This is a genomic window from Amycolatopsis sp. WAC 04182 (assembly GCF_003947465.1).
In the GTDB taxonomy this organism is placed as follows: domain Bacteria; phylum Actinomycetota; class Actinomycetes; order Mycobacteriales; family Pseudonocardiaceae; genus Amycolatopsis.
Genome location: NZ_QHJJ01000005.1, coordinates 168,823 through 194,407 on the forward strand (window position 1 = coordinate 168,823; position 25,585 = coordinate 194,407).

The following is a 25,585-nucleotide window of genomic DNA, read 5'->3' on the forward strand; positions in this document are numbered from 1 at the left end:
GGAGGTGGCAAGAAATGCGAGAGTTATCGAGTTACGTGTTAACTCCGGGCGAATAATCTGGTAAGAAGCAGATGTGAGCGCCGACACCCACCCCGCCGAGACCGCGATGGTCCGGGTCGTGAACGGTGTCGCCCATGTCTAAGACCAGGCCCTCGGACGCCGCCGTCGAGCACCGGCGCCAGGAGATCCTCGACCACGTCATCGCCACCGGCGAGGTCCGCATCGACGACCTCACCACCCGCTTCGGCGTCAGCCTGATGACGATGCACCGCGACCTCGACGACCTCGCCGAGCGCCGCCTCCTCCGCAAACTCCGGGGCAAGGTCGAGGCCTACTCCGCGACGACCATGGAGTCCGCCGCGCGCTTCCGCGACACCTTCAACCAGGCCACGAAGGACGCGCTGGGCGAAGCCGCCGCGGCACACGTCCACTTCGGTCAGACGGTCTTCGTCGACGATTCGACGACGCTCTTCCCGCTCGTCCGCCGCCTCGGCCAGTTCGAAGACCTCACCGTCCTCACCAACTCGCTCGAAGCCGCCCGCATCCTCGGTCCGGCCAAGAGTGTCGAGGTCGTCCTGGCGGGCGGCCGCTACCACCACGAGTTCGACTCGTGCGCCGGTCCGGACGTCGTCGCGTTCCTCGACCGCACGCATGCCGACATCGCGTTCGTCTCGGTCGCCGCGGTCGCGGTCGGCCGCCTGTTCCACCCGGTCCAGGACTACGCCGAGCTCAAGAAGGCCGCGCTGCGCACCGCCGACCGCAACGTCCTGGTCGTCGACAACTCCAAGTTCGGCCGCACCGCGACTTACGCGTACGGCGACATCGGCGACTACGACCTCCTGATCACCGACGAAGAGGCGCCGACCGAGGAGATCGAGGCGGCGCTGACCGCGGGAACCGCCATCGAGCAGGTCGAATGCGCACCGGAGGGCCCGGAATATGAGTTCTGACCTCGTCGCCGGAATCGACTCGTCGACCCAGTCGACGAAGGTCGTCGTCTGTGACGCGAGCACCGGCGAGATCGTCCGCACCGGCCGCGCCTCGCACCCCGACGGCACGGAGGTCGCCCCCGCCGCGTGGTGGGACGCGTTCCGCGAGGCCACGGACGGTCTTCTTGACGGCGTCGGCGCCATCGGCATCGGTGGTCAGCAGCACGGCATGGTCGCCCTCGACGAGGCGGGCGAGGTCGTCCGGCCCGCGTTGCTGTGGAACGACACCCGGTCCGCGAAGGCGGCCGAAGACCTCAGCGGCGAGCTCGGTCCGGAGAGCTGGGCGAAGTCCGTCGGCTCGGTGCCGGTCGCCAGCTTCACCGTCACGAAACTACGCTGGATGGCCGAGAATGAGCCAGAGCTGGCCGATCGCGTCGCCCGTGTCCTGCTCCCGCACGACTGGCTGACCTGGCGACTGCTGGGCGACGGCGCCGAGCCGGTCACCGACCGCGGTGACGCCTCCGGCACCGGCTACTTCTCGCCCGCCACCGGTGAATACCGCAAGGATCTCCTCGCGCACGCCTTCGGTGGCCGCACGCCCGAACCGCCCAAGGTCATCGGCCCCGCGGAAGCCGCGGGCCACACCCCGGACGGGATCCTGGTCTCGGCGGGCACCGGCGACAACATGGCCGCCGCACTCGGTCTCGAACTCGCCCCCGGCGACGTCGTGGTCTCGCTGGGCACCAGCGGCACCGTCTTCGGCGTCTCCGAAACCGCGAGCGCCGACCCCTCCGGCATCGTCGCGGGATTCGCCGACGCCACCGGCCGTTTCCTCCCGCTGGCCTGCACTCTCAACGCGGCCCGCGTGCTCACGGCCACGTCCGCGATGCTCGGCGTCGAACTCGCGGAGTTCGACAAGCTGGCGCTCACGGCCGGGCCCGGTTCCGGCGGCCTCACCTTCCTGCCGTACCTCGACGGTGAGCGCACGCCGAACCTCCCGGACGCCAACGGCACGCTCTTCGGCCTGACCCGCGCGAACATGACGCCCGAGAACCTCGCCCGCGCCGCCGTCGAAGGCATGCTGTGCGGCCTCGCCGCCGGTCTCGACGCCCTGCGCGAGCAGGGACTCGAAGTCCGCCGCGTGCTCCTGATCGGTGGCGGCGCGCAGTCGGCCGCCGTCCGCGCGGTCGCGCCGATCGTGTTCGGCGTGCCCGTCGTCGTCCCCGAAGTCGCCGAGTACGTCGCGGTCGGTGCCGCGCGGCAGGCGGCCTGGGCCCTCGCTTCCAGCACGGAACCTCCCCGCTGGCAGGAACAGCACGGCTACACCCCACTCGAGCCGACCGAGGCGGACAACGCCGAGGGGCGCCGGATCCGGCGACGGCATCTCGAAGCCCGCGAACTCGGGCACGGCATTTCCGCGAAACCGAAAGAGGACTGAACCGATGGCCACGATCACCTACGACAAGGCGACCCGGCGCTACGCGGGCTCCGAGCGGCCCGCCGTGGACGCACTCGACCTCGAGATCGCCGACGGCGAATTCCTCGTGCTGGTCGGGCCTTCCGGCTGTGGCAAGTCCACCAGCCTGCGGATGCTCGCCGGCCTCGAGGACATCGACGAAGGCGCCGTGTGGATCGGCGACCGCGACGTCACGCAGCTGCCGCCGCGTGCCCGCGACATCGCGATGGTGTTCCAGAACTACGCGCTGTACCCGCACATGACCGTGGGCCAGAACATGGGCTTCGCGCTGAAGATCGCGGGCCGCCCGGCTTCGGAGATCAAGCAGAAGGTCCTCGACGCGGCCAAGCTGCTCGACATCGAGCAGTACCTCGACCGCAAGCCGAAGGCGCTCTCCGGCGGTCAGCGCCAGCGTGTCGCGATGGGCCGCGCCATCGTGCGTGAGCCGCAGGTCTTCCTGATGGACGAGCCGCTGTCGAACCTCGACGCGAAGCTGCGTGTGTCCACCCGTACGCAGATCGCCGCGCTGCAGCGCCGCCTCGGCGTCACCACCGTTTACGTCACGCACGACCAGGTCGAGGCCATGACGATGGGCGACCGGGTCGCGGTCCTCTCGGACGGTCTCCTGCAGCAGTGCGACACCCCGCGCGCCCTGTACGACCGGCCCGCAAACGCTTTCGTCGCCGGGTTCATCGGCTCGCCCGCGATGAACCTCGTCACCGCGAAGCTCACCGAAGACGGTGCCGAGCTGGGTGGCGCGCGCGTGCCGCTGACCCGCGAGATCCTCGCCAAGGCCGACGGCGACACGGTCACCCTCGGCTTCCGTCCGGAGTCGCTCGAGGTGACCACCAGCGAAGACGGCACCGTGCCGGTCAAGGTCGACCTCGTCGAGGAGCTCGGCTCGGACGCGTACGTGTACGGCAAGCTGGCCGAGACCGACGCCGAAGGCACGAAGTCGAACGTCGTCACCCGGGTCGACCCGCGCAAGCCGCCGGCCATGGGTGACACCCTGCACCTGCGGATCCGTCCCGACGAGCTGCACGTGTTCTCCGCCACCGACGGGGCGCGCCTGTCCTGAGCCGGTCCGTGGGAAACTGGTGGTCGTTATGACCGCCAGTTTCCCGCGTGCCGAGGTCGTCATCGACCTGTCCGCCATCCGGCACAACGTCGCCCTGCTCGCCTCCCGCGCTCCCTCGGCCCAGACCATGGCCGTGGTCAAGGCCGACGCCTACGGGCACGGAGCCCTCGAGGTCGCCCGTGCGGCCGTCGAAGGCGGCGCCACTTGGCTGGGCACCTGCTCCCTCGGCGAGGCGCTCGCGCTGCGCCGGGCCGGGATCGGGGTCCGTCTCTTCAGCTGGCTCGACACTCCCGAAGCCGACTTCGCGCCCGCGGTCGCCGAAGACATCGACGTCGCCGTCAGCTCCCTCGACGAGTTGGCCCGCGTGGCCGACGGCGCTCGCCGGGCACGCGACTTTAGCGGGCTAAACGCGATCTGCCGGGTGCACCTCAAGATCGACACCGGGCTGTCCCGAAATGGCTGCCCACCTGCGGAATGGCCGGCGTTGGTCAAGGCCGCGGCGGCCGCGAAGCCGCTCATCGAGGTCGTCGCCATCTGGTCGCACCTCGCCTGCGCCGACGAGCCCGGTCACCCCTCCATCGACGCGCAGGAGAAGCGGTTCGACGAGGCCTACGACATCGCCCGCGCCGCCGGCCTGGACCCGATGCGGCACATCGCGAACTCCGCCGCCGTGCTGACCAGGCCCGACCTGCACTTCGACCTCGTCCGCCCCGGGATCGCGATCTACGGACTGAACCCGGTGCCGACCGGCGACGATCTGCGCCCGGCGATGACCTTCAAATCGTCCGTCGTGCTCACGAAGCGCATCCCGGCCGGCGAATCGGTCTCGTACGGCCACAGCTGGACGGCCGAACGCGACACCACCCTCGCGCTGGTCCCCGTCGGATACGCCGACGGCGTGCCGCGGTCGCTGTCCGGGCGGATGGACGTCCTGCTCACCGGAAAGCGACGGCCGGTCGTCGGCCGTGTCTGCATGGACCAGCTCATCGTCGACTGCGGAGACGACGAACCGGCCATCGGCAGCGAAGTGATCCTCTTCGGCGCGGGCACTTCCGGCGAGCCGACGGCCCGCGAATGGGCCGACAAGCTGGGGACGATCGACTACGAGATCGTGACCTCGATGTACCGCCCGCGCATCCACCGGACGTATCTGGAGGCAGGCTCGTGACACCTTCACGAAGACTGCTGGCCATAGTCGGCGGAGTCGGGGCGGTGGCCACCGGCACCGCCGCGGCGATCGCCGTCGCCGCACAGCAGCGGCGGCAGAGTGAGGATCCGTTCGTGGACGAGCCGTTGGGGGATCTCGCACCGGACCGGACCTCGACAGTGGCGGCGGAGGACGGCACGCCGCTCGCGGTCGAGGAGATCGATCCGGCCGATGGAGGAGAACCGGAGCTGACCGTCGTCGGCGTGCACGGTTTCGCGTTGTCGAAGCGCTGCTGGCACTTCCAGCGGCGAGACCTCGCGTCGCTGAAGCTGCCGCGCGTGCGTCAGGTGTACTTCGACCATCGCGGGCACGGGCAATCCGGCGCCGCGACCGCCGAGACCAGCACCATCGAGCAGCTGGCGCGCGACCTCGACATGGTCCTGCGCTCGGTGGTGCCGGAGGGGCCCATCGTGCTCATGGGGCACTCGATGGGCGGCATGGTGATCATGGAGCTCGCCTCGGAGCACCCCGAGCTGTTCGACGACCGGGTCTGCGGCGTCGCGTTCATCGCGACCGCGGCGGGCGAAGTCGGCGCGCGGGGGCTGCCGAGATCACTGCTCTCGAAGTACAACCCGCTCACGCGCGGCGTCGGCGGGCTGGCCGGCTGGCAGCCGGGACTCGTGGAGTTCGTGCGTGCGGCCGGTGGGCAGCTGACGCGGCAGGCGGTGCGCAGGCTGGCTTTCGGCAGCCGCGACGTTTCGCCGCGACTTGTCGACTTCATGCTGGAAATGCTCGAAGTGACGCCGGTGCGCGGGCTCGTGAACTTCGTCGACACGCTCGGCAGCCACAACCGGTACGCCGCGCTCGCCGGGCTGAAGCACGCGCACGTGCTGGTCGTCGGCGGGGATTCCGACCGGTTCACGCCGATCGCGCATGCCGAGCGGATCGCGGCGGAGCTGCCGGACGCGGAGCTGGTGCGCGTGCGCGGCGCGGGACACATGGTGCAGCTGGAACAACCCGAACTGGTGAACAGCCACCTGATCGACTTGGTGCAACGGTGCACGGGCACCGATGGTGAGACTTCCGAACGGCGGACCTGGTGGTGGCAACGCTGATGAATTTCGCTTTCCCGACTCCCGAGTCGACGATGGAGTTCGGGCGTGAGCTCGGACGCTCGCTGCGCGCGGGCGATCTGGTGCTGCTCGCCGGGCCGCTCGGAGCGGGCAAGACGACGCTGACCCGCGGGATCGCGGACGGTCTCGGCGTCGGCGGTCGGGTCAGCTCGCCGACTTTCGTGCTCGCCAGGGTGCATCCGGCCGGGGCCTCTGGGGTCGCGCTGGTGCACGTCGACGCGTACCGGCTCGGTGGGGATCTCTCGCAGCTGGACGACCTGGACCTCGACACCGAACTGGAGCGGTCCGCCCTGGTCGTCGAGTGGGGCGAAGGGTCCGCCGAACGCCTGTCGGACGACTATCTCGTCGTGCGGCTTGAGCGCCGGGAGGACGATGTCCGCATGGTCACCCTGGAGCCGCACGGCACCTGGACGTCCCGGACGCCCGACCTGCGTTTAGCGGGCTAATCGCGATCTCACCCGGATGCCGCATCAGGGTCGGCCCGGCGGAGCGTCCCCTTCATGCCCCAAGCGGGGTTGAGGGTGCGCATGCCGCTGGGTCCTACAGCGGCATGCGCACCCTGTCCGGTCAGGCCGCGCTTAGACGGCCGGGGTTGGGCCGCTTCGGCTGCGCCGATGGTGAAGCCACCACAGCCCGCACAGGCCGACCACGCCGGTTTGCGCGGCCGGTGTCGCGACGATGGCCAGCGCGAGCAGTGCGGTGATCAGGGCGAACCAGTAGAGCAGAACGCGTCTGGTGTTTTCCCGGCTGCCGAAGAACGTGCTTCGCCAGAAATCGGGCCACTGGGTCGCTGGACGCAGATGAACGCGTCGGCAGGCGGGGTCGGTGACCATGCCTGCCGGTTCGCCCGCCAAATCGAGTAATTCGTCGAGAGTGACTTCTGCCGGGTGACACCCGCCGTGGTGATCCTGGTTCGTATCCGGGGTCATCGCCTGCGGCTGGGGTGGTTCCTCTGGCATACCGCCGGAACACGGCGCTACGCTGGGCATGTTTGACGCCTCCATAGAACTTTTCCGGGTTGATGGAGCTGTTGAACTTCAAGCGGCTCCCCGGGCATGGGGAGCCGCTTCCTTTTGTGCGGTGTTCGGTCGTTGCCGAGCCGCAACACAAGCCATTGTGGACGAACTTTCCGGACCTACGGGGCGGTAAGTGAAAGGTTGCTGAATCCTGCGGTGAGCGGTCGGCGTAATTCACCCCGGGTCATCGGATTGTGCTCCTATAACTCGAAAGTGTGATTGCCAGGGTGGAGTGCCATCTCATTGCGCAGATAGCGAGAGTGAAGTCCACTCAGGGTGGTTCGCCTTCACGCTAACGGGTGAGATGTCGTCCTTGGCGCGGAAAGAATTGTTCGGTAGCGGACATTCAGCCGGGACAATCGCGTATGCAGATGGCCGTGATCGGCGCATCGTGCCCGCTCAACGCCGATCTTCGACCGTTTGCCGCTTTCCATTCCGCAGCGAATGGTCATGGGTGCCGCCAACACGGAATGTATCGATGATTTTTCAATCACCTTCGCCCGCTCCGCCTGCGGCAACTCGACTTTAGCCCCCTAATCGCGACGCGTAGGCATGCTAAGCAACGGAACCGTCGTGGCGGCCCAGATCGCGATTAGGGGGCTAAACGCAGGTCGGCGGGGCCCACCACGGAGCGCGCGATTCCCAGGTCGACCAGGTCTTGGGGGCGTAGCCGCAGACGGTCCGCGAGGGCGGGGATTTCGTCGGCGGGCAGCTTGAGGATCGCCGCTGCCGCCTCCGGCGAGGTCACCGAGAAGTACGCCCCGGGTGTCACCCACGTCGACCCTGGCGCCGCGAACGCGAGCGCGCCCCCGGAGCCACCTTCCCCGATCACGAGCGTCGTGATCGGCACGGCCGCGCTCGCGACCGCCTCGAACAATTCCGCGATCGCCGCGCCTGCCCCCGCCCGCTCGGCCGCCTCGTCATTCGCCGCGCCCGGGGTGTCGACGAGGGTGAGGACCGGGATTCCGAGCCGCGACGCGAGCCTCACCAGACGCGCCGCCGTCCGGAAGCCGGCGGGCAGCGTCGGCGTTCCGCACTGCGCCGCGTATGCGATCGCTCGGCCGCTTCGCCAGCCGAAGCCGCACAAGACACCGGAGTCGACTCCGCCGCACCTGTCGCCCGAGACGTCCTCACGCCAGTCGAAGTACGCGTCGAGGTACTCCGCTGCCCTAGGCCGCTCGGCAGAGCGCGCGGCTTGGACCGCGTCCCATCCGCTGTCGGGCAAGTCCGTAGTTCCGAGCGCGCCGGGAGGCTCCGCGGCTTCCGACGTCGGTGAAGTCAGCAGGCGCAGCCACCGTTCCAGTGCCGCGGGAAGGTCGGAAGGAGCCACGATCTGGTCGACCTGGCCCCACGCGAGCTTCGCTTCGGCCGTGTACGCCTCCGCGGGCGCGCCGGCGGGCCGCACGCGGGACCCGGCGAAACCGACCTGTGCCTCGGGCAGCGCGAGAACGACGTCGGCGCTCGCGCCGAGCGTGGCCCAACCGCCGCCCGTGGTCGGATCACGCAGTACCGAGATCTGCGGCACCGATCGGGCGCCGGCCGCCGCCCGCGCGATGCGCTGCAACTGCGTGAGCGCGCGCATCCCGTGCTGCATGCGGCTGCCGCCGGTCGCGATCAGCGACACCACCGGTAGCCGGGATTCCACCGCCCGCGCGAACGCCGCTTCGACGCGATCACCGGTCCGTTGACCGATCGATCCGCCCAGGAAACCGAACTCGAAGGCGATCACGACCGCCTCGACGTCACCGACCCTGGCGGTCCCACAGAGCACGGACTCGTCTTCCCCGGTCCGCTCTTCGGCGGCCTCGCGTGCCGAGCGATAGCCCGGCCAGCCGATCGGCCCGTCGTCCGGCTCCTCGGAACGTGGAATGTCCAGGTCCTCGAAACCGGTCGCGATCTCCTTGATGACGGACCGCGCCGAGGGCCTGCTCATCCGAGCGCCCGCTTCATGACCTTGCCCATGTCGTTGCGCGGCAACGCTTCCAGGTAGCGGACCACCCGAGGTCGTTTGTGCGGCGACAACAGGCGCGAGACGTGGTCGGCGAGTTCCGACTCCGCCGGCCGTTCTCCTTCGGGCACCACCCAGGCCACGATGCGCTCGCCGAGGTCGTCGTCGGGCTCGCCGGTCACCGCCACCTCCGCGACGCCGGGATGTTCCATGAGCGCGTTCTCGATCTCACCCGCGCCGATCTTGTAGCCGCCGCTCTTGATCAGATCCGTCGCCTTCCGGCCGACGATCTTCACGTATCCGGCCGCGTCGCGGGTCGCCATGTCGCCGGTCCGGAACCAGCCGTCGTCGAAGGCTGCTTCGGTGGCGTCGGGGCGGTTGAGGTACTCGGTGAACAGGTTCGGCCCGCGAACCTGGATCTCGCCGACGGTCTCGATCTCCTCGACGGGCTCGCCCGCTTCGTCGACCAGCCGTAGATCGACGCCGCGCAGCGGGACACCGACCGTGCCGGGGACGTGCTCGCCGTCGGCGCGGATGCTGGTGTTCATGAGGGTCTCGGTCATTCCGTAGCGCTCGATCACGCGCCGGCCGGTCGCCGCGGTGATGCGCTGGTGGTCGTGGACGGGCAGTGCGGCCGATCCGGAAACGAGCAGCCGGGCGCTGCTGAGCGCCTCGGCGAGCGACGGGTCTTCGCCGACTTCGCCCGCGATGCGGTGGTACATGGTCGGGACGCCGAACATCGTCGTCGCTCCGGAGGCGAGTTCGCGTGCGACGCCTTCGGTGGAGAAGCGGCCGAGATGCCGGACCGAGCCGCCGCGCCGGAGCGGCCCGAGGATGCCGAGGATCAGGCCGTGCACGTGGAACAGCGGGAGACCGTGGACCAGGACGTCGTCGGCGGTCCATTCCCAGGCGTCTTCGAGCGCGTCGAGCGTGGTCGAGATGGCGCGCCGGGGGAGGACGACGCCCTTGGGCGGGCCCGTGGTGCCCGAGGTGTAGACGATCAGCGCCGGGGCCTCGGCGTCCGGTTCCGCGGGGAGATCGACAGGCGTGCCTTCGAGGAGGATGTCCCGGCGCGGCAGGCTTTCGAGGCCGGCGGGCAGGTCGACGCCCGGTTCGGCGAGTACGAGGACGGGGTCGCTGTCGGTGAGGATGTGCGCGAGTTCGCGCTCGCCGATCTTCGGGTTGAGCGGGATGGCGGGGACGCCTGCGAGCAGGGCGGCGACGACGGCGACGCTGGTGTGCACCGACGGCGTGGCCCAGACGGCGACGCGGCCGCTCGGCAGGTCGCGGGCGAGTGTGCCGGCGACGGCCGCGACGTCGGCGTAGGTGAGGGAGACGTCGCCGAAGCGGAGCGCCTCCTTGGCCGAGCCGCTCGCCAGCGTGGGGAACAACCGATCGGGCACCGTGTGACCTCCTGCTCGACTCCGCCGGCCGGGCACGTGGCCCTCGCAGGACCGTACCGCGCTGCCCACCCGCACCCCTGCGACCTGCTTCACACGGAGGGCCGACCTGCGTTTAGCCCCCTAATCGCGATCTGCGGGTGCGGAGAGCGGGAGCGACTTTAGCCCCCTAATCGCGATCCGGCGGCAGGGTCCCAGGACCGGAGCGCAGGCCCCGGCCGGATCGCGTTTAGCGGGCTAAACGCGATCCGGCGGCGGGGGAGCGGCCACGCCACCCGACCTGCGTTTAGCCCCCTAATCGCGATCCGGGGCGCTGGTCGTAGGCTGGGTAACCGTGCTGGTACTGGCCATCGACACCTCGACCCCGGCGGTCACCGCGGGCCTCGTCGCCCTGGACGGCGACGTCCTCGAGTCGCGCGGCGACCGCGTCACGGTCGACCCGCGCGCGCACGGCGAGCTGATTACGCCGCACGCCCTCGAAGCCGTCAAGGCCGCGGGCGTTACGCTTCGCGACCTCGACGCCATCGTCTGCGGCGTCGGCCCAGGTCCCTTCACCGGCCTTCGCGCCGGCATGGCCACCGCCGCTTCGCTCGCCCACGCCCTCGGCATCCCCGCGTACCCGGTGTGCAGCCTCGACGCGATCGCCGCCGACGTCGCCCCCGGCGAAGCGCCCTTCCTCGTCCTCACCGACGCGAGGCGCCGCGAGGTCTACTGGGCCGCATACGCCGCTGACGGCTCCCGCACCGACGGCCCCCACGTCGAGCGCCCTGCCGACCTCGAGACCACCATCAAGGTCGCGGCGGGCGACGGCGCCCTCCTGTACGCGGACGCCCTCGGTGTCCAGCCGCTCGAGCCGCGCTTTCCGTCACCCCTCGGACTGGTAAAGGCCGCCCGCAAAGACTTCACCCAAGAGCCCGCCCCGCTCACCCCGCTCTATCTCCGCCGCCCGGACGCCGTCGAGCCGGCCGCGCGCAAGAAGGTGACCACGCCGTGAGGCTGGAACCCTTACGCCGCAAGGATATTCCCCGCTGTGTCGAGATAGAGAAGATTCTCTTCCCCGGCGATTCGCCATGGAATGCCCACGCCTTCCACGCCGAACTCGACGGCGGCGGCCACTACCTCGTCGCCCGTCCGGATGAAAGTGACGAGGTCATCGGGTACGCCGGGCTCGCCGTCGTCGGCCGCCGCGGCGACTACGAGGCGAGCATCCACACGATCGGCGTCGACCCCGGCCACCAGCGCAAGGGCATCGGCACCACCTTGCTGAAGGCGCTCCTCGACCGCGCGGACGAACTCGCCGCACCGGTCTTCCTCGAAGTCCGCACCGACAACGAAGCGGCGATCACGCTCTACGAGCGGCACGGTTTCGAACGCATCGGCCTCCGGAAGCGTTACTACCAGCCCTCCGGCGCCGACGCCTACACGATGGCCCGCCCGCGGGCCCAGGTCCGAGACGAGGTGGCGGGCTGATGCCGCGCATCATCATGGGCATCGAGAGTTCGTGCGACGAGACCGGTGTCGGCCTCGTCCGCCTGCACGACGACAACACCGTCGAGCTCCTCGCCGACGAGGTCGCCTCCAGCGTCGACCAGCACGCCCGCTTCGGCGGCGTCGTGCCCGAGGTCGCCAGCCGCGCGCACCTGGAGGCGATGGTCCCGACGGTCGAGCGGGCTTTCGAGAAGGCCGGGCTCAAACTGTCCGATGTGGACGCGATCGCGGTCACCGCGGGACCCGGCCTCGCCGGCGCGCTCCTGGTCGGCGTCGCCGCGGCCAAGGCCTACGCCGCCGCGCTCGACATCCCGCTCTACGGCGTCAATCATCTGGCCGGGCACATCGCCGTCGACACGCTCCAGCACGGCCCGCTGCCTGATCGCTGTCTCGCCTTGCTCGTTTCCGGCGGGCACACGCAATTGCTGCTGGTGGACGACATCGCGTCCGAGATCACCGAACTCGGGTCCACTGTGGACGACGCGGCGGGCGAGGCCTACGACAAGGTCGCCCGTGTGCTCGGCCTGCCGTATCCCGGCGGCCCGCCGATCGACAAGGCCGCCAAGAACGGTGACGGAGCGGCCATCGCGTTCCCCCGGGGGATGACCGGGCCGCGCGACGCCAAGTTCGACTTCTCCTTCTCCGGCCTGAAAACCGCCGTCGCGCGCTGGGTCGAAGGTGCCGAACGCCGTGGAGAGGACATTCCCGTCGACGACGTCGCCGCGTCGTTCCAGGAGGCCGTCGCCGACGTGCTCACCAGGAAGGCGATCCGCGCCGCCAAGGAACACGGCGTGGACACGCTGGTCATTTCCGGCGGCGTGGCGGCGAATTCGCGGCTGTCCGAACTGGCCGCCGAGCGCTGCGCCGAAGCCGGGATCACCCTGCGGGTTCCGCGGCCGCGGCTGTGCACCGACAACGGCGCGATGATCGCCGCGCTCGGCGCGCACGTGGTCGCCGCCGGACGGCCGCAAGCCTCGCTCGATTTCTCCGCGAATCCGGCGCTGCCGGTGCAGATCGTCTCGATCTAGCGGGATTCGGCGGCGGTGCGCGGCGCCGGGGCGAGGTTGAGCAGTTCCTCCAGCGCGGCCACCGACAATGCGGCGGCATTGCCGTCACCGTAAGGGTTTCCGGCGTGCGTCGGATGGAGGTCGCCACGCAGGACCTTCGCCGCGGTGTCCGCGATGAGGCCGGTGTCCGTCCCGACCAGCCAGGCGCAGCCTGCCTCGATGGCTTCGCGCCGCTCGGTGACGTCGCGGAGCACGAGGACGGGCGTGCCGAAGGTCGGCGCTTCCTCTTGGATACCACCGGAATCGGTCAGGACGAGCTCGGCGAGCCGCAGCGCGCGTACGAGGTCGGGATATTCGAGCGGCTCGGTGATCGTCACCCGCGGGGTCCCGCCGAGCGCGGCCGTCACCTGATCCCGCACGGCCGGATTGGGATGCACCGGGAACAGCACTTGGACGTCGCTGTGCTCCGCGACGATCAGTTCGATGGCCGCGAGCGTGCGGCTCAGCGGCTCGCCCCAGGACTCGCGCCGATGCGACGTCACGAGGACGAGGCGTTCGCCTGCCTCGGCGATCTCCATCTCCAGCAAGGCGAGAGCGGTGTCCCTCGCCGGGAGATCCCGCCCGGCGATCGCGATCACGGCGTCGACGACGGTGTTGCCGGTGACCGCGATCCGTTGGCGCGGAACACCTTCCGTGCGCAGCGCGGCCGCGGCAGCCGGTGTCGGCGCGAGATGCAGGGCGGCGATACGCGAGATCATCTGCCGCGTCCCCTCCTCGGGGAACGGGGCGGCGAGGTCGTGCGTGCGCAGTCCCGCCTCCAGATGCACGACCGGGATGCCCAGCCAGAACGCGGCGAGCGCGCCCGCCAGTCCCGTCGTCGTGTCACCCTGGACGACGACCGCGGCCGGTGCGATCCGCCGCAGCAGTTCGTCGAGCGCGGGAAGCACCCCGGAAACGAGTTCCGCCTGGGTGCCGGTGGTCCTGGGCGGGATGTCGAGCCAGGCGTCGACCGGCAGCCCGAACGGGATCAGCGCCTGTTCGACCATGCCCTGATGCTGTCCGCTGTGGACGACGAAGGGCCGTAGGTGCGGGTGCTCCGCCAGCGCCAACGCCAGCGGCGCGAGTTTGACCGCCTCCGGCCGCGTTCCGGCCAGCAACATCACATCCACGCGTTCGCGCTCCTCATCCACGTTTCGAGTGTCCCGCAAAACGCGGGGGTTGGCCGCCGGCGTGCGAGGGGCCCACGCCGGCGGCCGTTTCGTCCGGGGGAGCGTCAGCTCCCCATCTCGCTGAGCCGTTTCGTGCGGCGATAGCCCGCGATGACCGCGATGGTTCCGAGAACCAGCAGGATCACCCCGACGGCCAGCCACCAGCCGACATCGGCCCCGGTGGCGGCGAGGGCACCCACCCCGCCACCGGCGACGCCGACTCCGGCGCCAGGCAATTTGTACATTTCGACCTCACTTCACCCTGGTCAGGCGGTGGTCGCCGGACGCCGGTTGCGGACGACGCGGATACCGACCGGGATGGCGACGGCACCGAGCAGGCCGAGACCGATCCACAGCCCCGCGCCCGAAGCGAGCGGCACGGGCAGGCCGGCCGGTCCGCAGGTGGCCGACGAGACGATCACGTCGCCGGAACCGAGCGGGGTGAGGGCCTCGCCGAGCAGCTTCACGTGGATGGCGTTGACCGTGAGGCTGCCGTCGCTGTTCTTGATCTGCTCGTTGAGGATGATCGTCGCGACGTTGACGGTGCCGAGGCCGACCTTGATCTGCGTGTTCGGCGCGGGCGTCGAGTCGACCGCCCCCACGCTGCCCAGGTTCGCGCCGACCAGGTTCGTCGCGCCCTGCACACCCTTCTGGGTCGCGGTGCAGGTGGCTTCGACGACCTTGACGCCGACGTTGCCCAGTGCGCTCTTCAGCAGCGGCAAGCCGACATCGGCGGTGCTGGCCTTGGCAGTCACGGCACCGGAGTTGTCGTCGCGCTTGGCTTCGGTGTTGATCGCGCCCGCGGTGAGCACACCGGTGAGGTCGACCTTCGCGAGGCTGTTGGCGGTCGGCCCGGAGGTCTTCGCCTCGGCGAGCGGCCCGGCTTTCACCGCGTCGAGGCCGAGGAGCTTCACATCGACCTTGACGCCGTACGCGGAGCCGTCACCGGGGGCCGCCGAGGCGGGCGCCGCGCCGGCGATGGCCACGCTCGCCACCACAGCGGCGAGCAGTCCACCTCGTCGCAAGAGGTGCGTGTTCTTCAACTGGTCCTCCGAATTGATTCGTGGGGAGTTTCTCTTGATCTGCGGTCGGCACGAAGGCACAACCGTCGCGGACGAATCCTCAGCTGGCCTGACTCGGCTCGCGGATCGTCTATCGCCGAGTGTTTCTCAAATTGAACGGAAAACTGCGAGGATCACCGGATCGGGTGGTCTTGCCAACATTTCCCCGCAGGTCGCCGATGATGTCACTCTTTCGGCCTAGTCAGTTTTTCCACGATCGTGCCGAAAGGGCCCATGATCACGTTGAAAAGGCGAACCCCGGTCGAAAGGGCCGGTTCTCGCTGACTTACTCTCGTCGGCGAGGTCCCCTGTCCGCTTCGACGTGTCCCGTCGTCTGCGCGTCTTTCCTGAGAGGGTCATCGTGGCAGTTGCGAGCGCTCCTTTGCCGAGTTTCAGCCGGTTTTCGCTGCGTATGGCGGTGCTGGCGGTGCTCGCCGTCGCGGTCGGCCTGGTGCTGACCGAACGCCTGTACCGGGTTTTCGAAGTCCAGCTCTCGGGCCTGATACTGAGGGTCATCACCACATCGGGTGTCTTCGTCGCCGGTGAACGCGAGACTGTCTACTTTGGGTTGTCGGGCGATACTCCACTCGGGTTAAGAATGACTCCGGAATGCTCGTCGGCATTCATGTTGCTGCCCTTGTTGCTGGTGACCGCCGTCATGTTGTATTTCCGTCCGAAAAATGCGAAGCGGCTCTTCACTTCGTTGGCTATTTCCGCAATCGTCGTCATTCTTGTCAATCAGATGAGGGTTTTGGCCATCGTCGGCCTCGTGAACGTGATGGGTATCGACGAAGGCTATTACTGGGGTCACACCCTGCTCGGTTCGATGGTCAGCGTCCTCGGCGGCGCGGTCGCCCTCGTGCTGTTCGTCTGGCTGAGCACCCGCAAGCCGCGTGCCGAACGCGGGGCCGCCTGATGGGCGGCGGCTCGGTCAAGATCCTTTTAGCGATCACGCAGGCGTTCGCGCTCACGATGAGCGTGGCGTTCATCGTGTACGTGGTCGTGATCGTCGTGCCGTACCTGCGGCGCAAACCCGCGCCCGTCGGTGACGCCGCCGACTTCACCTGGCATTTCTTCGTTCCGTGCCGGGACGAACAGACCGTCATCCGGGAAACCGTGCGATACCTGCGGTCGACGTTCCGGCACGCGCACGTCTGGGTCGTCGACGACGACTCCGAGGACCGCACGGCGCGGGTGGTGCGGTCGATCTGGCGCCGCAACGGCGGCTACGACCCTTACCTGCACCTCGTTCCCCGGCGCCGTCCGGAGGCGCGGACGGGCAAGGGGGACGCGCTCAACGCGGCCTATCAGGCGCTCAACGACTGGATGGGACCGGACGCGGGCCGCGACGACGTGGTCGTCGTGGTCGTCGACGCGGACGGGCGGCCGGCGGCGAACTGCCTCGAGGTGTGCGCCGCGGACCATCTCTTCGGCGACGAGACGATCGGCGCCGTCCAGCTCGACGTCTGGATGGGCAACGCCGACACCCGCCCGCCGGGGAAGAACTGGTTTTCGCGCGCTTTCGGGCTGAAGCTGGCCCAGATGCAGGATCTCGAGTTCCGCACGGCCATCGCGGCCATCCAGACCTCGCGCGGCTTCACCGGCACGATCTCCATGGGCGGCAACGGTCAGTTCACGCGACTGTCCGCATTGGACTCGATCGCCGGGCCGGACGAACAGCCGTGGCGCGGTTCGCTGCTGGAGGATTTCGAACTCGGCGTGCACCTGCTGACCGCGGGCTGGCGGACCGGCTACACCCCGGATTCCCATGTGAAGCAGGAAGGTCTGTACAGCCTGCGGCGGTTCCTGGTGCAGCGCACGCGCTGGGGCCAGGGCACGATGCAGTGTTCGCGGTATCTCCGGCGGATCTGGGATTCGCCGCACGTGAGCACGCTGGGCGCGGCGGAAATGATGTACTACCTCGCGCAACCGTGGATGCAGCTGCTCGGCTCGCTGCTGTACCCGATCCCGTTCATCCTGCTGCTCTTCAGCACCGCGGGCGATCCGGCGCAGGTGTGGACCTGGTTCGCCGACGACGGCGCGTGGATCCTGTTCGCCATCTACGGCTCGTTCGGGCTGCTGCCGTTCATCGTGTGGGGCCCGATCTACCAGTTCAAATGCCTGAAGAGCCGCAATGTCCTGCGTGGACTGGGAATGGGCTTCGCCTACGCGCTGTACATCTACACGTTCTACATCACGTCGTGGCGGGCGCTGTTCCGGCTGGTGCGCGGCCGCAACGGCTGGTCGAAGACGCGGCGGAACACCGAGCACGCCCCCGGGGTCAAGGTCGCGCTGGACTCCTGACCCCGGGGACGGTTTCAGAGCGCGGGCAGGATCCGGACGTCGTCCGCCTTCACGAAGGCGATGCGGTGTCCGAACTGGATCTGCACGTACTTCGTCTTGCCCTTGACGACCACGTGGTTCGCCGGGTCGAACGTCGTCGCCGAGTAGTACTCGGAGCCGAGCAGGTTGCCGACCGAGTACCGCTGTCCCGCCGAGAACGTGTACGGCAGCGGGATCACCTGCTGCACCGGCACGTTCGCCGGGTAGGCCTCGGCTTCGGGATACGCGCGCCCGAACACCGGCACGGTCGCCAGGCCGGGCTTCGGCGTGACGACCAGGCCGAACGCTGGGCTCGTCGTGCGCTGGTCGCGGAACCAGCCCTTCTGGCCGAGGTACCAGATCGCCGTCCAGCCGTCACGCCGCTCGGCGACCACGTACCGCTGGCCGGTCTCCGCCCGGCTGCCGATGTCGGAAACGGCCATCGTGCTCGCCGAACCGTCCGGGCGCAGGCCGATGTCCTTGAGCAGCGGCGCCGAGTCGTTCGGCTCGCTGCGCAGCACGACCGAACCGGAACCCCTTGCCGGGCAAGGCTTTCCGGCGGTCTCGCAGCCGGTGAACGCGGGCTGGTTCGTGGCGAAGTCCGGAGTGATGGTCACCAGCGGTGAGCCGGGACGGCCGAAACCGGAAAGCGGTGCGCCCATCAGCTCGAAGTAGTGCGCCCAGTCCCAATACGGGCCCGGATCCCAGTGCATGCCCCGGATGGTCGAGGGGATCGTGCCGGGGACGTTGTCGTGGCCGAGGATATGCGCGCGGTCGAGCGGGATGTCGTACTTCCGCGCGAGGTAGCCGACGAGCTTCGCGGATGTGCGGTACATCGCCTCCGTGTACCAAGTGCCCTTCGCGGCGAAGCCCTCGTGCTCGATGCCGACGGACTTCGCGTTGACGTACCAGTTGCCCGCGTGCCAGGCGACGTCCTTGGTCGGCACGTGCTGCGCGATCTGGCCGTCGGACGAGCGGATCGTGTAGTGCCAGCTCACGTACGTCGGGTCGGTGACAAGGTCCATCGCCGTGTCCCAGTAGCCCTCGGTGTCGTGGATGATGATGTATTCGACCTTCTGGCTCTTCGGCCGGTCCGCCTTGTCGTGGTTGCCGTAGTCGTTGCCCGGCAACTCCTGGTACGGCGCCGGCACCGAAAGGCACGAGACCTGCTTCGGGCACTCGGTCTTCGGGGCTTCGGCCTGGATGCGCGCCGGGCTCACCGGCGACGCGGCGAGGGTGACGTTCTGGCCGTCGTCGGTCCTGCGGCTGACGCCCTTGGAGATGGTGTCGAAGACTTCGTCGGCGAAGGACTGGGCCCCCTCCGCGTCCTTCGCGCCGCTGTAGCGCGCGACGGCGGCCCTCCAGTCGCCGGTCTCGCGTTGGTACTTCGCCAGCAGAGCGGCGCCACCACGGATGTTCTGAGTGGTGTTCGTGCGGAGTGTCGCGACGTCCTGGCCGATGAGCACGGCCGCCTCGTCGATGGTCTGGAGGCCGGGCGGGGGAGGCTGCGGCGCCGGAGTCGCCGGGAGTTTCGCCGGACGGGCGTCGTCGCCGCGCGGATCCTCCTCGCCTTCGTCGTGATGCGTGCCCGTGCCCGCCTCGCGCAGGTCGGTCAGGTGCATCGGGCCGTATCCGGCGGACGTGCTCGGGGTGCCGGCGTTGAAATCCCAGCGCGACTCCAGGAAGGAGACGCCGAGCAGGACGTTCTCCGGGACGCCGAACTCCCGCGCGGCGGCCGCGAAGTCCCGCTGACGCTGCTGGTCCGCAGGGGCGGCTTCGGCGGGGACCGCGGCGAGAAGGCCGGCTGCGAGGGCGAGGACCGCGAGCCCGGCGGTCCGTTTGGACCGGCGCCGGAGCGGCTCGAGGGTTACGGGACGGAAGGGACGCGGCATGGGCGTATACCCCCAGTGACTAGGTCTGCTGAACAGGACCGACCCCAATGGTCGGAACCTAACCAGAAACCGACTTCGTCCGTAAGGTCCCTCCAGATCGCGATTAGGGGGCTAAACGCAGGTCGGTGGCAAGGTGGGGGGCATGGAGCTTCTGCGGGAGAAGGACCACGTCTTCCTCGACTTCGACGGTCCGGTGTGCGACGTGTTCGCCAGGCTTCCGGCGAGCGAGGTCGCGGACAGGCTCAAACGGCTCATCGAGCCCGAGGTGATCGCCTCGGCCGATCCGTTCGACGTGCTCCGGTTCGCGGCCTCGTGCGGGCCGAACGCCGCGCATGTCGTCGAGCGGCAGCTCAACCGCTTCGAGGGGGAGGCCGTCGCCCAGATCTCGCCGTCGCCCGGTCTCGTGGAAGTGCTGCGCGACTGGCGTGCGCAGGGGTTCACGGTGACGATCGTCAGCAACAACTCCGTCGACGCGATCAGGTCCTTCCTGGGGTTGCACGAACTCGCCGAGCACATTCGCGGGATCAGCGCGCGGACGACGAGTGACCCCGCGCTGCTGAAGCCAGGGTCGGCGCTCCTCGACGCCGCGGTGAAGGCCCTCGGCACCTCGCCGGGGCAGTGCGTCATGGTCGGCGACTCGGCCGCGGACATCCTGGCCGCTCGCGCCGCTGGCGTCGCTTCGATCGCTTTGGCGAAGACGCCTGCGAAGCGCAGGGCCCTCGCTGCTCTCGACCCTGATGCCCTGGTGACCGACCTCGCGGACTTGCGTTTAGCCCCCTAATCGCGATCCGGCGGTACCGGGCGGAACAAAAGGGCCGGTCAGGGGCTCGCGGACAAGGTGAGCGGACCCTCCTTGCGAAGCTGGCACTCACATGGCTAGAGTGCTAATTGCACGGCCCGAACACGCCCCGGCACCCGCGACGGCGGGGGTGGTAGGAGCCGTAACTCATCCTGCCAACGCTTTCGACGACCGTGGAGGTCAACCCGGTGAGCGTGAACATCAAGCCGCTCGAGGACAAGATCGTTGTCCAGACGAGTGAGGCCGAGGAGACGACCGCTTCCGGCCTCGTCATCCCCGACACCGCCAAGGAGAAGCCCCAGGAGGGCAAGGTTCTGGCCGTGGGCCCGGGCCGCATCGACGACAAGGGCAACCGCGTCCCGCTCGACGTTTCCGTCGGCGACGTCGTCATCTACTCCAAGTACGGCGGCACCGAAGTGAAGTACAACGGTGAGGACTACTTGATCCTCTCCGCCCGCGACGTGCTGGCCGTCATCAACTGACGTCCGCTCTCAGCGCATGACGCCCCGGGCCCCGCATTGCCGGGGACCGGGGCGTTCGTGTTTTCCGAGCTTTAGAACTGGAAGGTAAGCGGAACACGCCATGCCCAAGCAGATCAGTTTCGACGAGGACGCTCGTCGCGCGCTCGAGCGCGGGGTGAACAAGCTCGCCGACGCGGTCAAGGTCACCCTCGGCCCGCGCGGGCGCCACGTCGTGCTCGACAAGAAGTTCGGCGGCCCGACCATCACCCTCGACGGTGTCACCGTCGCTCGTGAGATCGAGCTCGACGACCCGTTCGAGAACCTCGGCGCCCAGCTCGCCAAGAGCGTCGCCACCAAGACCAACGACGTCGCCGGTGACGGCACCACGACCGCGACCGTGCTCGCGCAGTCGCTGGTGAAGGTCGGCCTGCGCAACGTCGCCGCCGGCGCCAACCCGACCGCCGTCGGCCGTGGCATCGAGGCCGCCGCGGAGAAGGTCATCGCGGTCCTCAAGGAGAAGGCGACCCCGGTCAAGGGGCGCGACAACATCGCCCAGGTCGGCACCGTCACCTCGCGTGACGCGGCCATCGGCGCCCTGCTCGGCGAAGCCGTCGAGCGGGTCGGCGAAGACGGTGTCATCACGATCGAGGAGTCGTCCACGCTGGCGACCGAGCTCGTGATCACCGAGGGTGTGCAGTTCGACAAGGGCTTCCTGTCGGCGCACTTCGCGACCAACCCGGAGGAGCAGAAGGCGATCCTCGAGGACGCCTACATCCTGCTGGTCCGCGAGAAGATCTCGGCGCTGGCCGACCTGCTCCCGGTGCTGGAGAAGGTCGTCGAGGCCAAGAAGCCGCTGCTGATCATCGCCGAGGACGTCGACGGCGAAGCGCTGTCGACCCTCGTCGTGAACTCGCTGCGCAAGACGATCACCGCCGTCGCGGTCAAGGCGCCGTTCTTCGGCGACCGCCGCAAGGCGTTCCTGGACGACCTCGCGGTCGTCACCGGCGGCGAGGTCATCTCGGCCGAGATCGGGCACAAGCTGTCCGAGACCACGCTGGCCCAGCTGGGCAACGCCCGCCGGATCGTCGTCACCAAGGACGACACCACGCTCGTCGACGGCGCCGGCACCAAGGACGACATCGCTGCCCGCGTCGCGCAGATCCGCAAGGAGATCGACAACACCGACTCCGACTGGGACCGCGAGAAGCTGCAGGAGCGGCTGGCGAAGCTCGGCGGCGGTGTCGCGGTGATCAAGGTCGGCGCGGCCACCGAGACCGAGCTGAACGAGCGCAAGCACCGCATCGAGGACGCCGTGGCTTCGACCAAGGCGGCCGTCGAAGAGGGCATCCTGCCCGGCGGTGGCTCGGCCCTGGTGCACGCGGTCAAGGAGCTCGACGGCGGCCTCGGCCTCGAGGGCGACGAAGCGACCGGTGTCCGCATCGTCCGCGACGCGCTGTCCGCCCCGCTGTTCTGGATCGCGACCAACGCGGGCCACGAGGGCGCGGTCATCGTGAACAAGGTCCAGGAGCAGAGCTGGGGGCACGGCTTCAACGCCGCCACCGGTGAGCTCACCGACCTGCTGGCCGCCGGCATCGTCGACCCGGTCAAGGTGACCCGGTCCGCGGTGGCGAACGCCGCTTCCATCGCCCGGCTCGTGCTCACGACGGAGAGCTCCATCGTCGAGAAGCCGGTCGAGGAGGAGCCCGCCGCGGCCGGTCACGGCCACGCGCACTAGTTCCACCCCTGAAGCGGGGCGGTACTCCAGCCGGAGTGCCGCCCCGTTTTCGTGCCCGGCGCCGACCTGCGTTTAGCCCCCTAATCGCGATCCGGCGCGCTCTGCGGGGCCCCGTCGCGGACCTGCGTTTCGCGGGCTGATCGCGATGCGGCGGTCGGGGAGGGGCGTCCGGTGCCGACTTGCGTTTCGCGGGCTAATCGCGATCTGGTGCCCGGGGCCGCCGACCTGCGTTTAGCCCCCTAATCGCGATCCGCGTGACGGAGACGCGGAAGGGCGGCACCCCACCCGGATGCCGCCCTTCCGCGTCGCCGACTCGGCCGGATCAGCCGTTCGACATGCTCAATGTGCGCTTGTCCGCCTTGATGATGTGCTCGCGTTCCGATTCCGACAGTCCGCCCCAGATCCCGTACGGCTCGTGCACGGCGAGCGCGTGGTTCCGGCACATCGCCAGTACCGGACAGGCCAGGCACACGGCTTTGGCCCTCGCCTCGCGGCGGGCTCTGGCCGGCCCGCGCTCGCCGTCAGGGTGAAAGAAGGACGCGCTGTCCATGCCTCGGCACGACCCTTCGAGCTGCCAGTCCCATACATCCGCGTTGGGCCCCGGGAGCCTGCGTGTGTCCGCCATCCTGACCGCCTCCGTCATCCGGTCGAAGCGTTTACCTGCTCTGCTGCGCTGCGGATACTCCATTCGGTGCAACGGCGGTAACGTTAGAAGCGCGCCAATACTTGTTCAAGAGATTCAAGACGATTCAGCCGTTAGGCATCCCCCGGATGTGTGAGCGGTACTTTCCGTTCCGGTTGCCGCGGTCCCTGCCTGCCTGGATATTGGGTCGAGTGGGATCTCGGATCAGCAGTGAAGAACCCACCCTGCCGGTGGCCTCGGTCGCTCGTCGGCTCGGGGTCGCGCCGTCCACCCTGCGCACCTGGGACCGCAGATACGGCGTAGGACCGAGTCGCCACACCAACGGCCGTCACCGTCGCTACGGCAGCTCCGACATCGGCCGCCTCGAACTGATGCAGCGCGCGTTGCTTCGCGGCGCCTCGACGGCTGAAGCGGCGAAGTACGCGCTGGAACAGATGCCCCGGACGGCGACGGAGCCGCCGGAAGCCGTCGTGGTCCAAGTGGAGGAGCGGTCCGCCGCGCCGCCCGCCGACGATCACGACGTCCCGTCCCGCCTCGCCCGACGCTTGAGCACCGCCGCGCTCGCGATGGACTTCGGCGCGGTCCAGCGCATGCTCGCCGACACGATCCGCGAACTCGGCGTCCTGCCCGCCTGGAGCGGTGTCGTGTCGCCGGTCCTGACCGCGCTCGGCGCACGCTGGCGCGGTGTCAGCGCCGGCGCGGAGGTCGAGTACCTGCTCGCCGAATGCGTGTATGCCGCCCTCGTCCGCGCGACGCCGGTGCTGCGCGAACCGCGTAACCAGCGTCCGGTCCTGCTCACCTGCGTCCCGGACGAGCGAGACAACCTGCCCATGTACGCGCTCGCCGCGGCTCTGGCGGGACGCAGGATCGGCGCCCAGTTGTTCGGGGCATCCCTGCCTGCCGAAGTGCTCGCGGTGACCGTGCGCCGCAGCGTCCCGGCGGCGGTGGTGTTGTGGTCGGGACGGCGCGCCACCGCGGACCCGCGCCTGTTCGCCAGGATCTCCCGCGGCCGTCAGCGCAGCAGGCTGTTCGCGTGCGGCCCCGGCTGGGATCCCGCCACCCTCCCGGACAAGATCGAACTGCTCGGCGAACTGACGACCGCCGCCGACCGGATCGAGCACGTTCTTGTCGGTGCGAGGCGATAGAAAGGACGCATGGAATCGTCCTTGCGGTCCGCCGCGTTCGGCGACGGCGTGCCGCCGCCGAGCCCCTTCGCGGTGCCCGCGTCGCCTCGTGGCCGGTTGCTCGCCGCGATCGGGCTCGGCGCCCGCGGCCGGTACGCGGCGGCGGCCACGCTGCTGAACGGTTTGCGCACGGGCGAGGATCCGGTGGTCGCGTCGCTGGCCGCGAGCACGCTGGCTTCGCATCGGCGGCAGCTGGGCGGGCACGCGGCGGCTCTCGTCCTCGACGGTGAGGCGCTCACGCGGGTGATCACCGAGCCGCGAGGTGAACCCGACCCCGACGGTCTGGACGCCGAGGGGGCGCGGGCGGACGCCCTCCTCGGCCTCGCGGCGGACAACCTCGGGCGCGGCAGGCTGCCCGCCGCCCGGAGGTTGCTCGCCCGTGCGGACGTGCACACCGGCAACTGGCGGACCCGGACCAGGGCCGGTTGGGTGGGCGCGGAAATCGAACTGGCGAGTAACATTTCCGCCGCGGGGATCGCACCTGCGGAAATGGCGTTGGAAACGGCGCGGGGGCGGGGCGCCGCCCGGCACGTCGTCAAATCACAGCTTGTACTCGGCGTGACGATCGTGAATGCCGGTTCCGCTGAGCGGGACCGGGCGAAAGCGCTGGTGGAGAGCGCGCGGGAAACCGCCCAGAAATACGAATTCAATTCACTTCTGTGGGTGGCGTGCCTGGTCGAGGCCGACTTCGGGGCAGGACACGCCGATGAGTATCGATTCAGAGGCGCCGAAGTGTTGCACGCAGTGTTACGGCATGCGGATCCTTGCGGGAGGCGGCTCGCACGGGAATCTCCGTGGGTCCCCCGCTGAGGGCGTCTAGCCTGTTGGAGGGCCCATTCCGGCAACCGGGCTAAGAACTTTCAAAAAAAGCCACCGGATCGTGTCAAGGTTCGGGCTAAAGCGTCCGATAGGGGAAGTGGAATGTCACCCGGCTGCAGGAAGGAAACCCCGTGACGACGGTCTTGATCTGCGACGACCGACGCAGTGTCCGCGAAGGGCTCACTCGAGTGATGTCCGCGGTCCCAGGGGTCAGTCGCATCGACTGCGTAGCGCACGGTGACGAGCTGCTGGCCCGGTACTCCCGTCAGCCGGTCGACGTCGTGCTGGTCGGTACCCAGCGCGCCGTCCCGACCGGCGTCGAAGCCACCCGGCGGCTCGTCTCGGCGAACCCCCAAGCGAACGTGATCGTGTTCGGTGCTCCGGACGACGCCGGCAGCATCGCCGCCGCCATCGCCGGCGGCGCCCGCGGCTACCTGCGTTGGGACGCCTCGCGTCCCGAACTGGTCGCCGCACTGGCCCACACGCTCGCCAGCACCTCGGTGCCGGCGCCGCGTCAGCCGTCCGACCCCGGTGTCCAGCTCACCGAGCGAGAGCTTCAGGTGCTTCGCGGGATGAGCCAGGGCAAGAGCAACGGACAGATCGGCCGCGAGCTGTATCTGTCCGAAGACACTGTGAAGACCCACGCCCGCCGCTTGTTCCGCAAGCTCGGCGTGCGAGACCGCGCTCAGGCGGTCGCCCACGGTTTCCGCCGTGGACTTGTTTCCTGACAACGCTTTCTTGATTTCAACGGCGAGATCGCACAACGGGTGACGAACGGGCCGGGGGTCTACCCCTGGCCCGTACCTGTGTTCCCTGTCACGCTTCGCGCATTTATGTTCACCGCTCGGGCACCCTGGCC

Annotated in this window: 25 protein-coding genes; 17 read left to right on the forward strand and 8 right to left on the reverse strand. The window is 69.2% G+C overall.

The window, feature by feature from the left end; genetic code table 11:
* The first annotated feature begins 134 nt into the window (after positions 1 to 134).
* Genes DMH01_RS26745 through tsaE form a run of 6 tightly spaced genes read left to right on the forward strand, consistent with a single transcriptional unit; the run spans position 135 to position 6,189 of the window.
* A complete protein-coding gene (locus tag DMH01_RS26745) occupies positions 135 to 950 on the forward strand; it encodes a DeoR/GlpR family DNA-binding transcription regulator (protein WP_125679986.1) in 816 nt (271 codons plus the stop codon).
* The gene (gene xylB / locus DMH01_RS26750) at positions 940 to 2,367 is read left to right on the forward strand and encodes a xylulokinase (RefSeq protein ID WP_125679987.1); all 1,428 of its coding nucleotides are present in this window, start codon (positions 940 to 942) and stop codon (positions 2,365 to 2,367) included. The genes DMH01_RS26745 and xylB overlap by 11 nt, the downstream gene beginning before the upstream one ends.
* A gap of 4 nt (positions 2,368 to 2,371) precedes the next feature.
* Positions 2,372 to 3,463, forward strand: a complete 1,092-nt coding sequence (locus DMH01_RS26755) for an ABC transporter ATP-binding protein (protein WP_034304347.1) — start codon at positions 2,372 to 2,374, stop codon at positions 3,461 to 3,463.
* Positions 3,464 to 3,491: 28 nt separating this feature from the next.
* A complete protein-coding gene (gene alr, locus DMH01_RS26760; protein ID WP_125679988.1) occupies positions 3,492 to 4,631 on the forward strand; it encodes an alanine racemase in 1,140 nt (379 codons plus the stop codon).
* Entirely contained in the window at positions 4,628 to 5,725 is a 1,098-nt protein-coding gene (locus DMH01_RS26765; protein WP_199745637.1) for an alpha/beta fold hydrolase, read from the forward strand. The genes alr and DMH01_RS26765 overlap by 4 nt, the downstream gene beginning before the upstream one ends.
* Positions 5,725 to 6,189, forward strand: coding sequence for a tRNA (adenosine(37)-N6)-threonylcarbamoyltransferase complex ATPase subunit type 1 TsaE (tsaE, locus tag DMH01_RS26770; protein ID WP_199745638.1), 465 nt, complete (start codon positions 5,725 to 5,727; stop codon positions 6,187 to 6,189). The genes DMH01_RS26765 and tsaE overlap by 1 nt, the downstream gene beginning before the upstream one ends.
* 132 nt (positions 6,190 to 6,321) lie before the next feature.
* On the opposite strand, the gene DMH01_RS26775 is transcribed toward tsaE, so the two are convergent.
* The 3 genes from DMH01_RS26775 to DMH01_RS26785 all read right to left on the reverse strand — a co-directional run bounded on the left by DMH01_RS26775 (position 6,322) and on the right by DMH01_RS26785 (position 10,110).
* A complete protein-coding gene (locus DMH01_RS26775; protein ID WP_158633259.1) occupies positions 6,322 to 6,732 on the reverse strand; it encodes a hypothetical protein in 411 nt (136 codons plus the stop codon).
* A 619-nt stretch (positions 6,733 to 7,351) separates the two neighbouring features.
* A complete protein-coding gene (locus tag DMH01_RS26780; protein WP_125679991.1) occupies positions 7,352 to 8,692 on the reverse strand; it encodes a carboxyl transferase domain-containing protein in 1,341 nt (446 codons plus the stop codon).
* Entirely contained in the window at positions 8,689 to 10,110 is a 1,422-nt protein-coding gene (locus DMH01_RS26785) for an acyl-CoA synthetase (protein WP_125679992.1), read from the reverse strand. The genes DMH01_RS26780 and DMH01_RS26785 overlap by 4 nt, the downstream gene beginning before the upstream one ends.
* Positions 10,111 to 10,441: 331 nt before the next feature.
* Here DMH01_RS26785 and tsaB point away from each other — a divergent pair, with 331 nt between their 5' ends.
* From tsaB to tsaD, 3 genes are read left to right on the forward strand one after another with little or no spacing between them, the layout of a single operon-like run.
* Complete coding sequence (gene tsaB / locus DMH01_RS26790) at positions 10,442 to 11,101, forward strand: tRNA (adenosine(37)-N6)-threonylcarbamoyltransferase complex dimerization subunit type 1 TsaB (RefSeq protein WP_125679993.1); 660 nt, start codon at positions 10,442 to 10,444, stop codon at positions 11,099 to 11,101.
* Positions 11,098 to 11,577 (forward strand): ribosomal protein S18-alanine N-acetyltransferase, encoded by a 480-nt coding sequence (gene rimI, locus DMH01_RS26795; protein WP_125679994.1) that lies wholly within the window; start codon positions 11,098 to 11,100, stop codon positions 11,575 to 11,577. The genes tsaB and rimI overlap by 4 nt, the downstream gene beginning before the upstream one ends.
* Complete coding sequence (gene tsaD, locus DMH01_RS26800) at positions 11,577 to 12,623, forward strand: tRNA (adenosine(37)-N6)-threonylcarbamoyltransferase complex transferase subunit TsaD (protein WP_125679995.1); 1,047 nt, start codon at positions 11,577 to 11,579, stop codon at positions 12,621 to 12,623. Before rimI ends, tsaD begins: the two co-directional genes overlap by 1 nt.
* Here the strand turns inward: tsaD and wecB are convergent.
* The 3 genes from wecB to DMH01_RS26815 form a co-directional block, all read right to left on the reverse strand.
* Positions 12,620 to 13,771 (reverse strand): non-hydrolyzing UDP-N-acetylglucosamine 2-epimerase, encoded by a 1,152-nt coding sequence (gene wecB, locus DMH01_RS26805; protein WP_125680395.1) that lies wholly within the window; start codon positions 13,769 to 13,771, stop codon positions 12,620 to 12,622. The genes tsaD and wecB overlap by 4 nt on opposite strands.
* Positions 13,772 to 13,875: 104 nt before the next feature.
* On the reverse strand, positions 13,876 to 14,055 hold the full coding sequence (locus tag DMH01_RS26810; RefSeq protein ID WP_125679996.1) for an LPXTG cell wall anchor domain-containing protein: 180 nt from the start codon (positions 14,053 to 14,055) through the stop codon (positions 13,876 to 13,878).
* 21 nt (positions 14,056 to 14,076) lie between these two features.
* Entirely contained in the window at positions 14,077 to 14,853 is a 777-nt protein-coding gene (locus tag DMH01_RS26815) for a choice-of-anchor P family protein (protein ID WP_125679997.1), read from the reverse strand.
* 430 nt (positions 14,854 to 15,283) lie between these two features.
* On the opposite strand from DMH01_RS26815, the gene xrtP reads away from it, so the two are divergent.
* Both xrtP and DMH01_RS26825 read left to right on the forward strand, forming a co-directional pair.
* Positions 15,284 to 15,787: an exosortase P gene (xrtP, locus tag DMH01_RS26820; protein ID WP_199745673.1), complete on the forward strand. Its 504-nt coding sequence runs from the start codon at positions 15,284 to 15,286 to the stop codon at positions 15,785 to 15,787.
* Entirely contained in the window at positions 15,787 to 17,175 is a 1,389-nt protein-coding gene (locus tag DMH01_RS26825; RefSeq protein WP_125679999.1) for a glycosyltransferase, read from the forward strand. Before xrtP ends, DMH01_RS26825 begins: the two co-directional genes overlap by 1 nt.
* A 14-nt stretch (positions 17,176 to 17,189) precedes the next feature.
* Here DMH01_RS26825 and DMH01_RS26830 read toward each other — a convergent pair whose 3' ends face one another.
* Complete coding sequence (locus DMH01_RS26830) at positions 17,190 to 19,085, reverse strand: N-acetylmuramoyl-L-alanine amidase (protein WP_125680000.1); 1,896 nt, start codon at positions 19,083 to 19,085, stop codon at positions 17,190 to 17,192.
* Positions 19,086 to 19,227: 142 nt separating this feature from the next.
* Here DMH01_RS26830 and DMH01_RS26835 point away from each other — a divergent pair, with 142 nt between their 5' ends.
* The 3 genes from DMH01_RS26835 to groL all read left to right on the forward strand — a co-directional run bounded on the left by DMH01_RS26835 (position 19,228) and on the right by groL (position 22,080).
* Positions 19,228 to 19,866 (forward strand): HAD family hydrolase, encoded by a 639-nt coding sequence (locus DMH01_RS26835; protein WP_125680001.1) that lies wholly within the window; start codon positions 19,228 to 19,230, stop codon positions 19,864 to 19,866.
* 206 nt (positions 19,867 to 20,072) lie between these two features.
* The gene (gene groES, locus DMH01_RS26840) at positions 20,073 to 20,366 is read left to right on the forward strand and encodes a co-chaperone GroES (protein WP_007031106.1); all 294 of its coding nucleotides are present in this window, start codon (positions 20,073 to 20,075) and stop codon (positions 20,364 to 20,366) included.
* Between the two features lie 100 nt (positions 20,367 to 20,466).
* Positions 20,467 to 22,080, forward strand: coding sequence for a chaperonin GroEL (gene groL, locus DMH01_RS26845; RefSeq protein ID WP_125680002.1), 1,614 nt, complete (start codon positions 20,467 to 20,469; stop codon positions 22,078 to 22,080).
* A gap of 322 nt (positions 22,081 to 22,402) precedes the next feature.
* On the opposite strand, the gene DMH01_RS26850 is transcribed toward groL, so the two are convergent.
* Positions 22,403 to 22,723 (reverse strand): WhiB family transcriptional regulator, encoded by a 321-nt coding sequence (locus tag DMH01_RS26850; protein WP_007031108.1) that lies wholly within the window; start codon positions 22,721 to 22,723, stop codon positions 22,403 to 22,405.
* 230 nt (positions 22,724 to 22,953) lie between these two features.
* On the opposite strand from DMH01_RS26850, the gene DMH01_RS26855 reads away from it, so the two are divergent.
* The 3 genes from DMH01_RS26855 (at position 22,954) to DMH01_RS26865 (ending at position 25,454) form a co-directional block, all read left to right on the forward strand.
* Entirely contained in the window at positions 22,954 to 23,868 is a 915-nt protein-coding gene (locus DMH01_RS26855) for a MerR family transcriptional regulator (RefSeq protein WP_370323560.1), read from the forward strand.
* Positions 23,869 to 23,877: 9 nt separating this feature from the next.
* Positions 23,878 to 24,717: a hypothetical protein gene (locus tag DMH01_RS26860; protein WP_125680004.1), complete on the forward strand. Its 840-nt coding sequence runs from the start codon at positions 23,878 to 23,880 to the stop codon at positions 24,715 to 24,717.
* Between the two features lie 140 nt (positions 24,718 to 24,857).
* Complete coding sequence (locus DMH01_RS26865) at positions 24,858 to 25,454, forward strand: response regulator transcription factor (protein ID WP_003073605.1); 597 nt, start codon at positions 24,858 to 24,860, stop codon at positions 25,452 to 25,454.
* Positions 25,455 to 25,585: the final 131 nt, after the last annotated feature.

Excerpts from the sequence above, each read along its gene's own strand:
- DMH01_RS26825 (WP_125679999.1), top strand. The coding sequence starts at position 15,787 with ATGGGCGGCGGCTCGGTCAAGATCCTTTTAGCGATCACGCAGGCGTTC.
- alr (WP_125679988.1), top strand. The coding sequence starts at position 3,492 with ATGACCGCCAGTTTCCCGCGTGCCGAGGTCGTCATCGACCTGTCCGCC.
- DMH01_RS26810 (WP_125679996.1), bottom strand. The coding sequence starts at position 14,055 with ATGTACAAATTGCCTGGCGCCGGAGTCGGCGTCGCCGGTGGCGGGGTG.
- groL (WP_125680002.1), top strand. The coding sequence starts at position 20,467 with ATGCCCAAGCAGATCAGTTTCGACGAGGACGCTCGTCGCGCGCTCGAG.
- tsaE (WP_199745638.1), top strand. The coding sequence starts at position 5,725 with ATGAATTTCGCTTTCCCGACTCCCGAGTCGACGATGGAGTTCGGGCGT.
- xrtP (WP_199745673.1), top strand. The coding sequence starts at position 15,284 with ATGGCGGTGCTGGCGGTGCTCGCCGTCGCGGTCGGCCTGGTGCTGACC.
- DMH01_RS26850 (WP_007031108.1), bottom strand. The coding sequence starts at position 22,723 with ATGACGGAGGCGGTCAGGATGGCGGACACACGCAGGCTCCCGGGGCCC.
- DMH01_RS26830 (WP_125680000.1), bottom strand. The coding sequence starts at position 19,085 with ATGCCGCGTCCCTTCCGTCCCGTAACCCTCGAGCCGCTCCGGCGCCGG.
- DMH01_RS26755 (WP_034304347.1), top strand. The coding sequence starts at position 2,372 with ATGGCCACGATCACCTACGACAAGGCGACCCGGCGCTACGCGGGCTCC.
- DMH01_RS26775 (WP_158633259.1), bottom strand. The coding sequence starts at position 6,732 with ATGCCCAGCGTAGCGCCGTGTTCCGGCGGTATGCCAGAGGAACCACCC.
- tsaD (WP_125679995.1), top strand. The coding sequence starts at position 11,577 with ATGCCGCGCATCATCATGGGCATCGAGAGTTCGTGCGACGAGACCGGT.
- xylB (WP_125679987.1), top strand. The coding sequence starts at position 940 with ATGAGTTCTGACCTCGTCGCCGGAATCGACTCGTCGACCCAGTCGACG.
- DMH01_RS26860 (WP_125680004.1), top strand. The coding sequence starts at position 23,878 with ATGGAATCGTCCTTGCGGTCCGCCGCGTTCGGCGACGGCGTGCCGCCG.
- DMH01_RS26835 (WP_125680001.1), top strand. The coding sequence starts at position 19,228 with ATGGAGCTTCTGCGGGAGAAGGACCACGTCTTCCTCGACTTCGACGGT.
- DMH01_RS26745 (WP_125679986.1), top strand. The coding sequence starts at position 135 with ATGTCTAAGACCAGGCCCTCGGACGCCGCCGTCGAGCACCGGCGCCAG.
- DMH01_RS26780 (WP_125679991.1), bottom strand. The coding sequence starts at position 8,692 with ATGAGCAGGCCCTCGGCGCGGTCCGTCATCAAGGAGATCGCGACCGGT.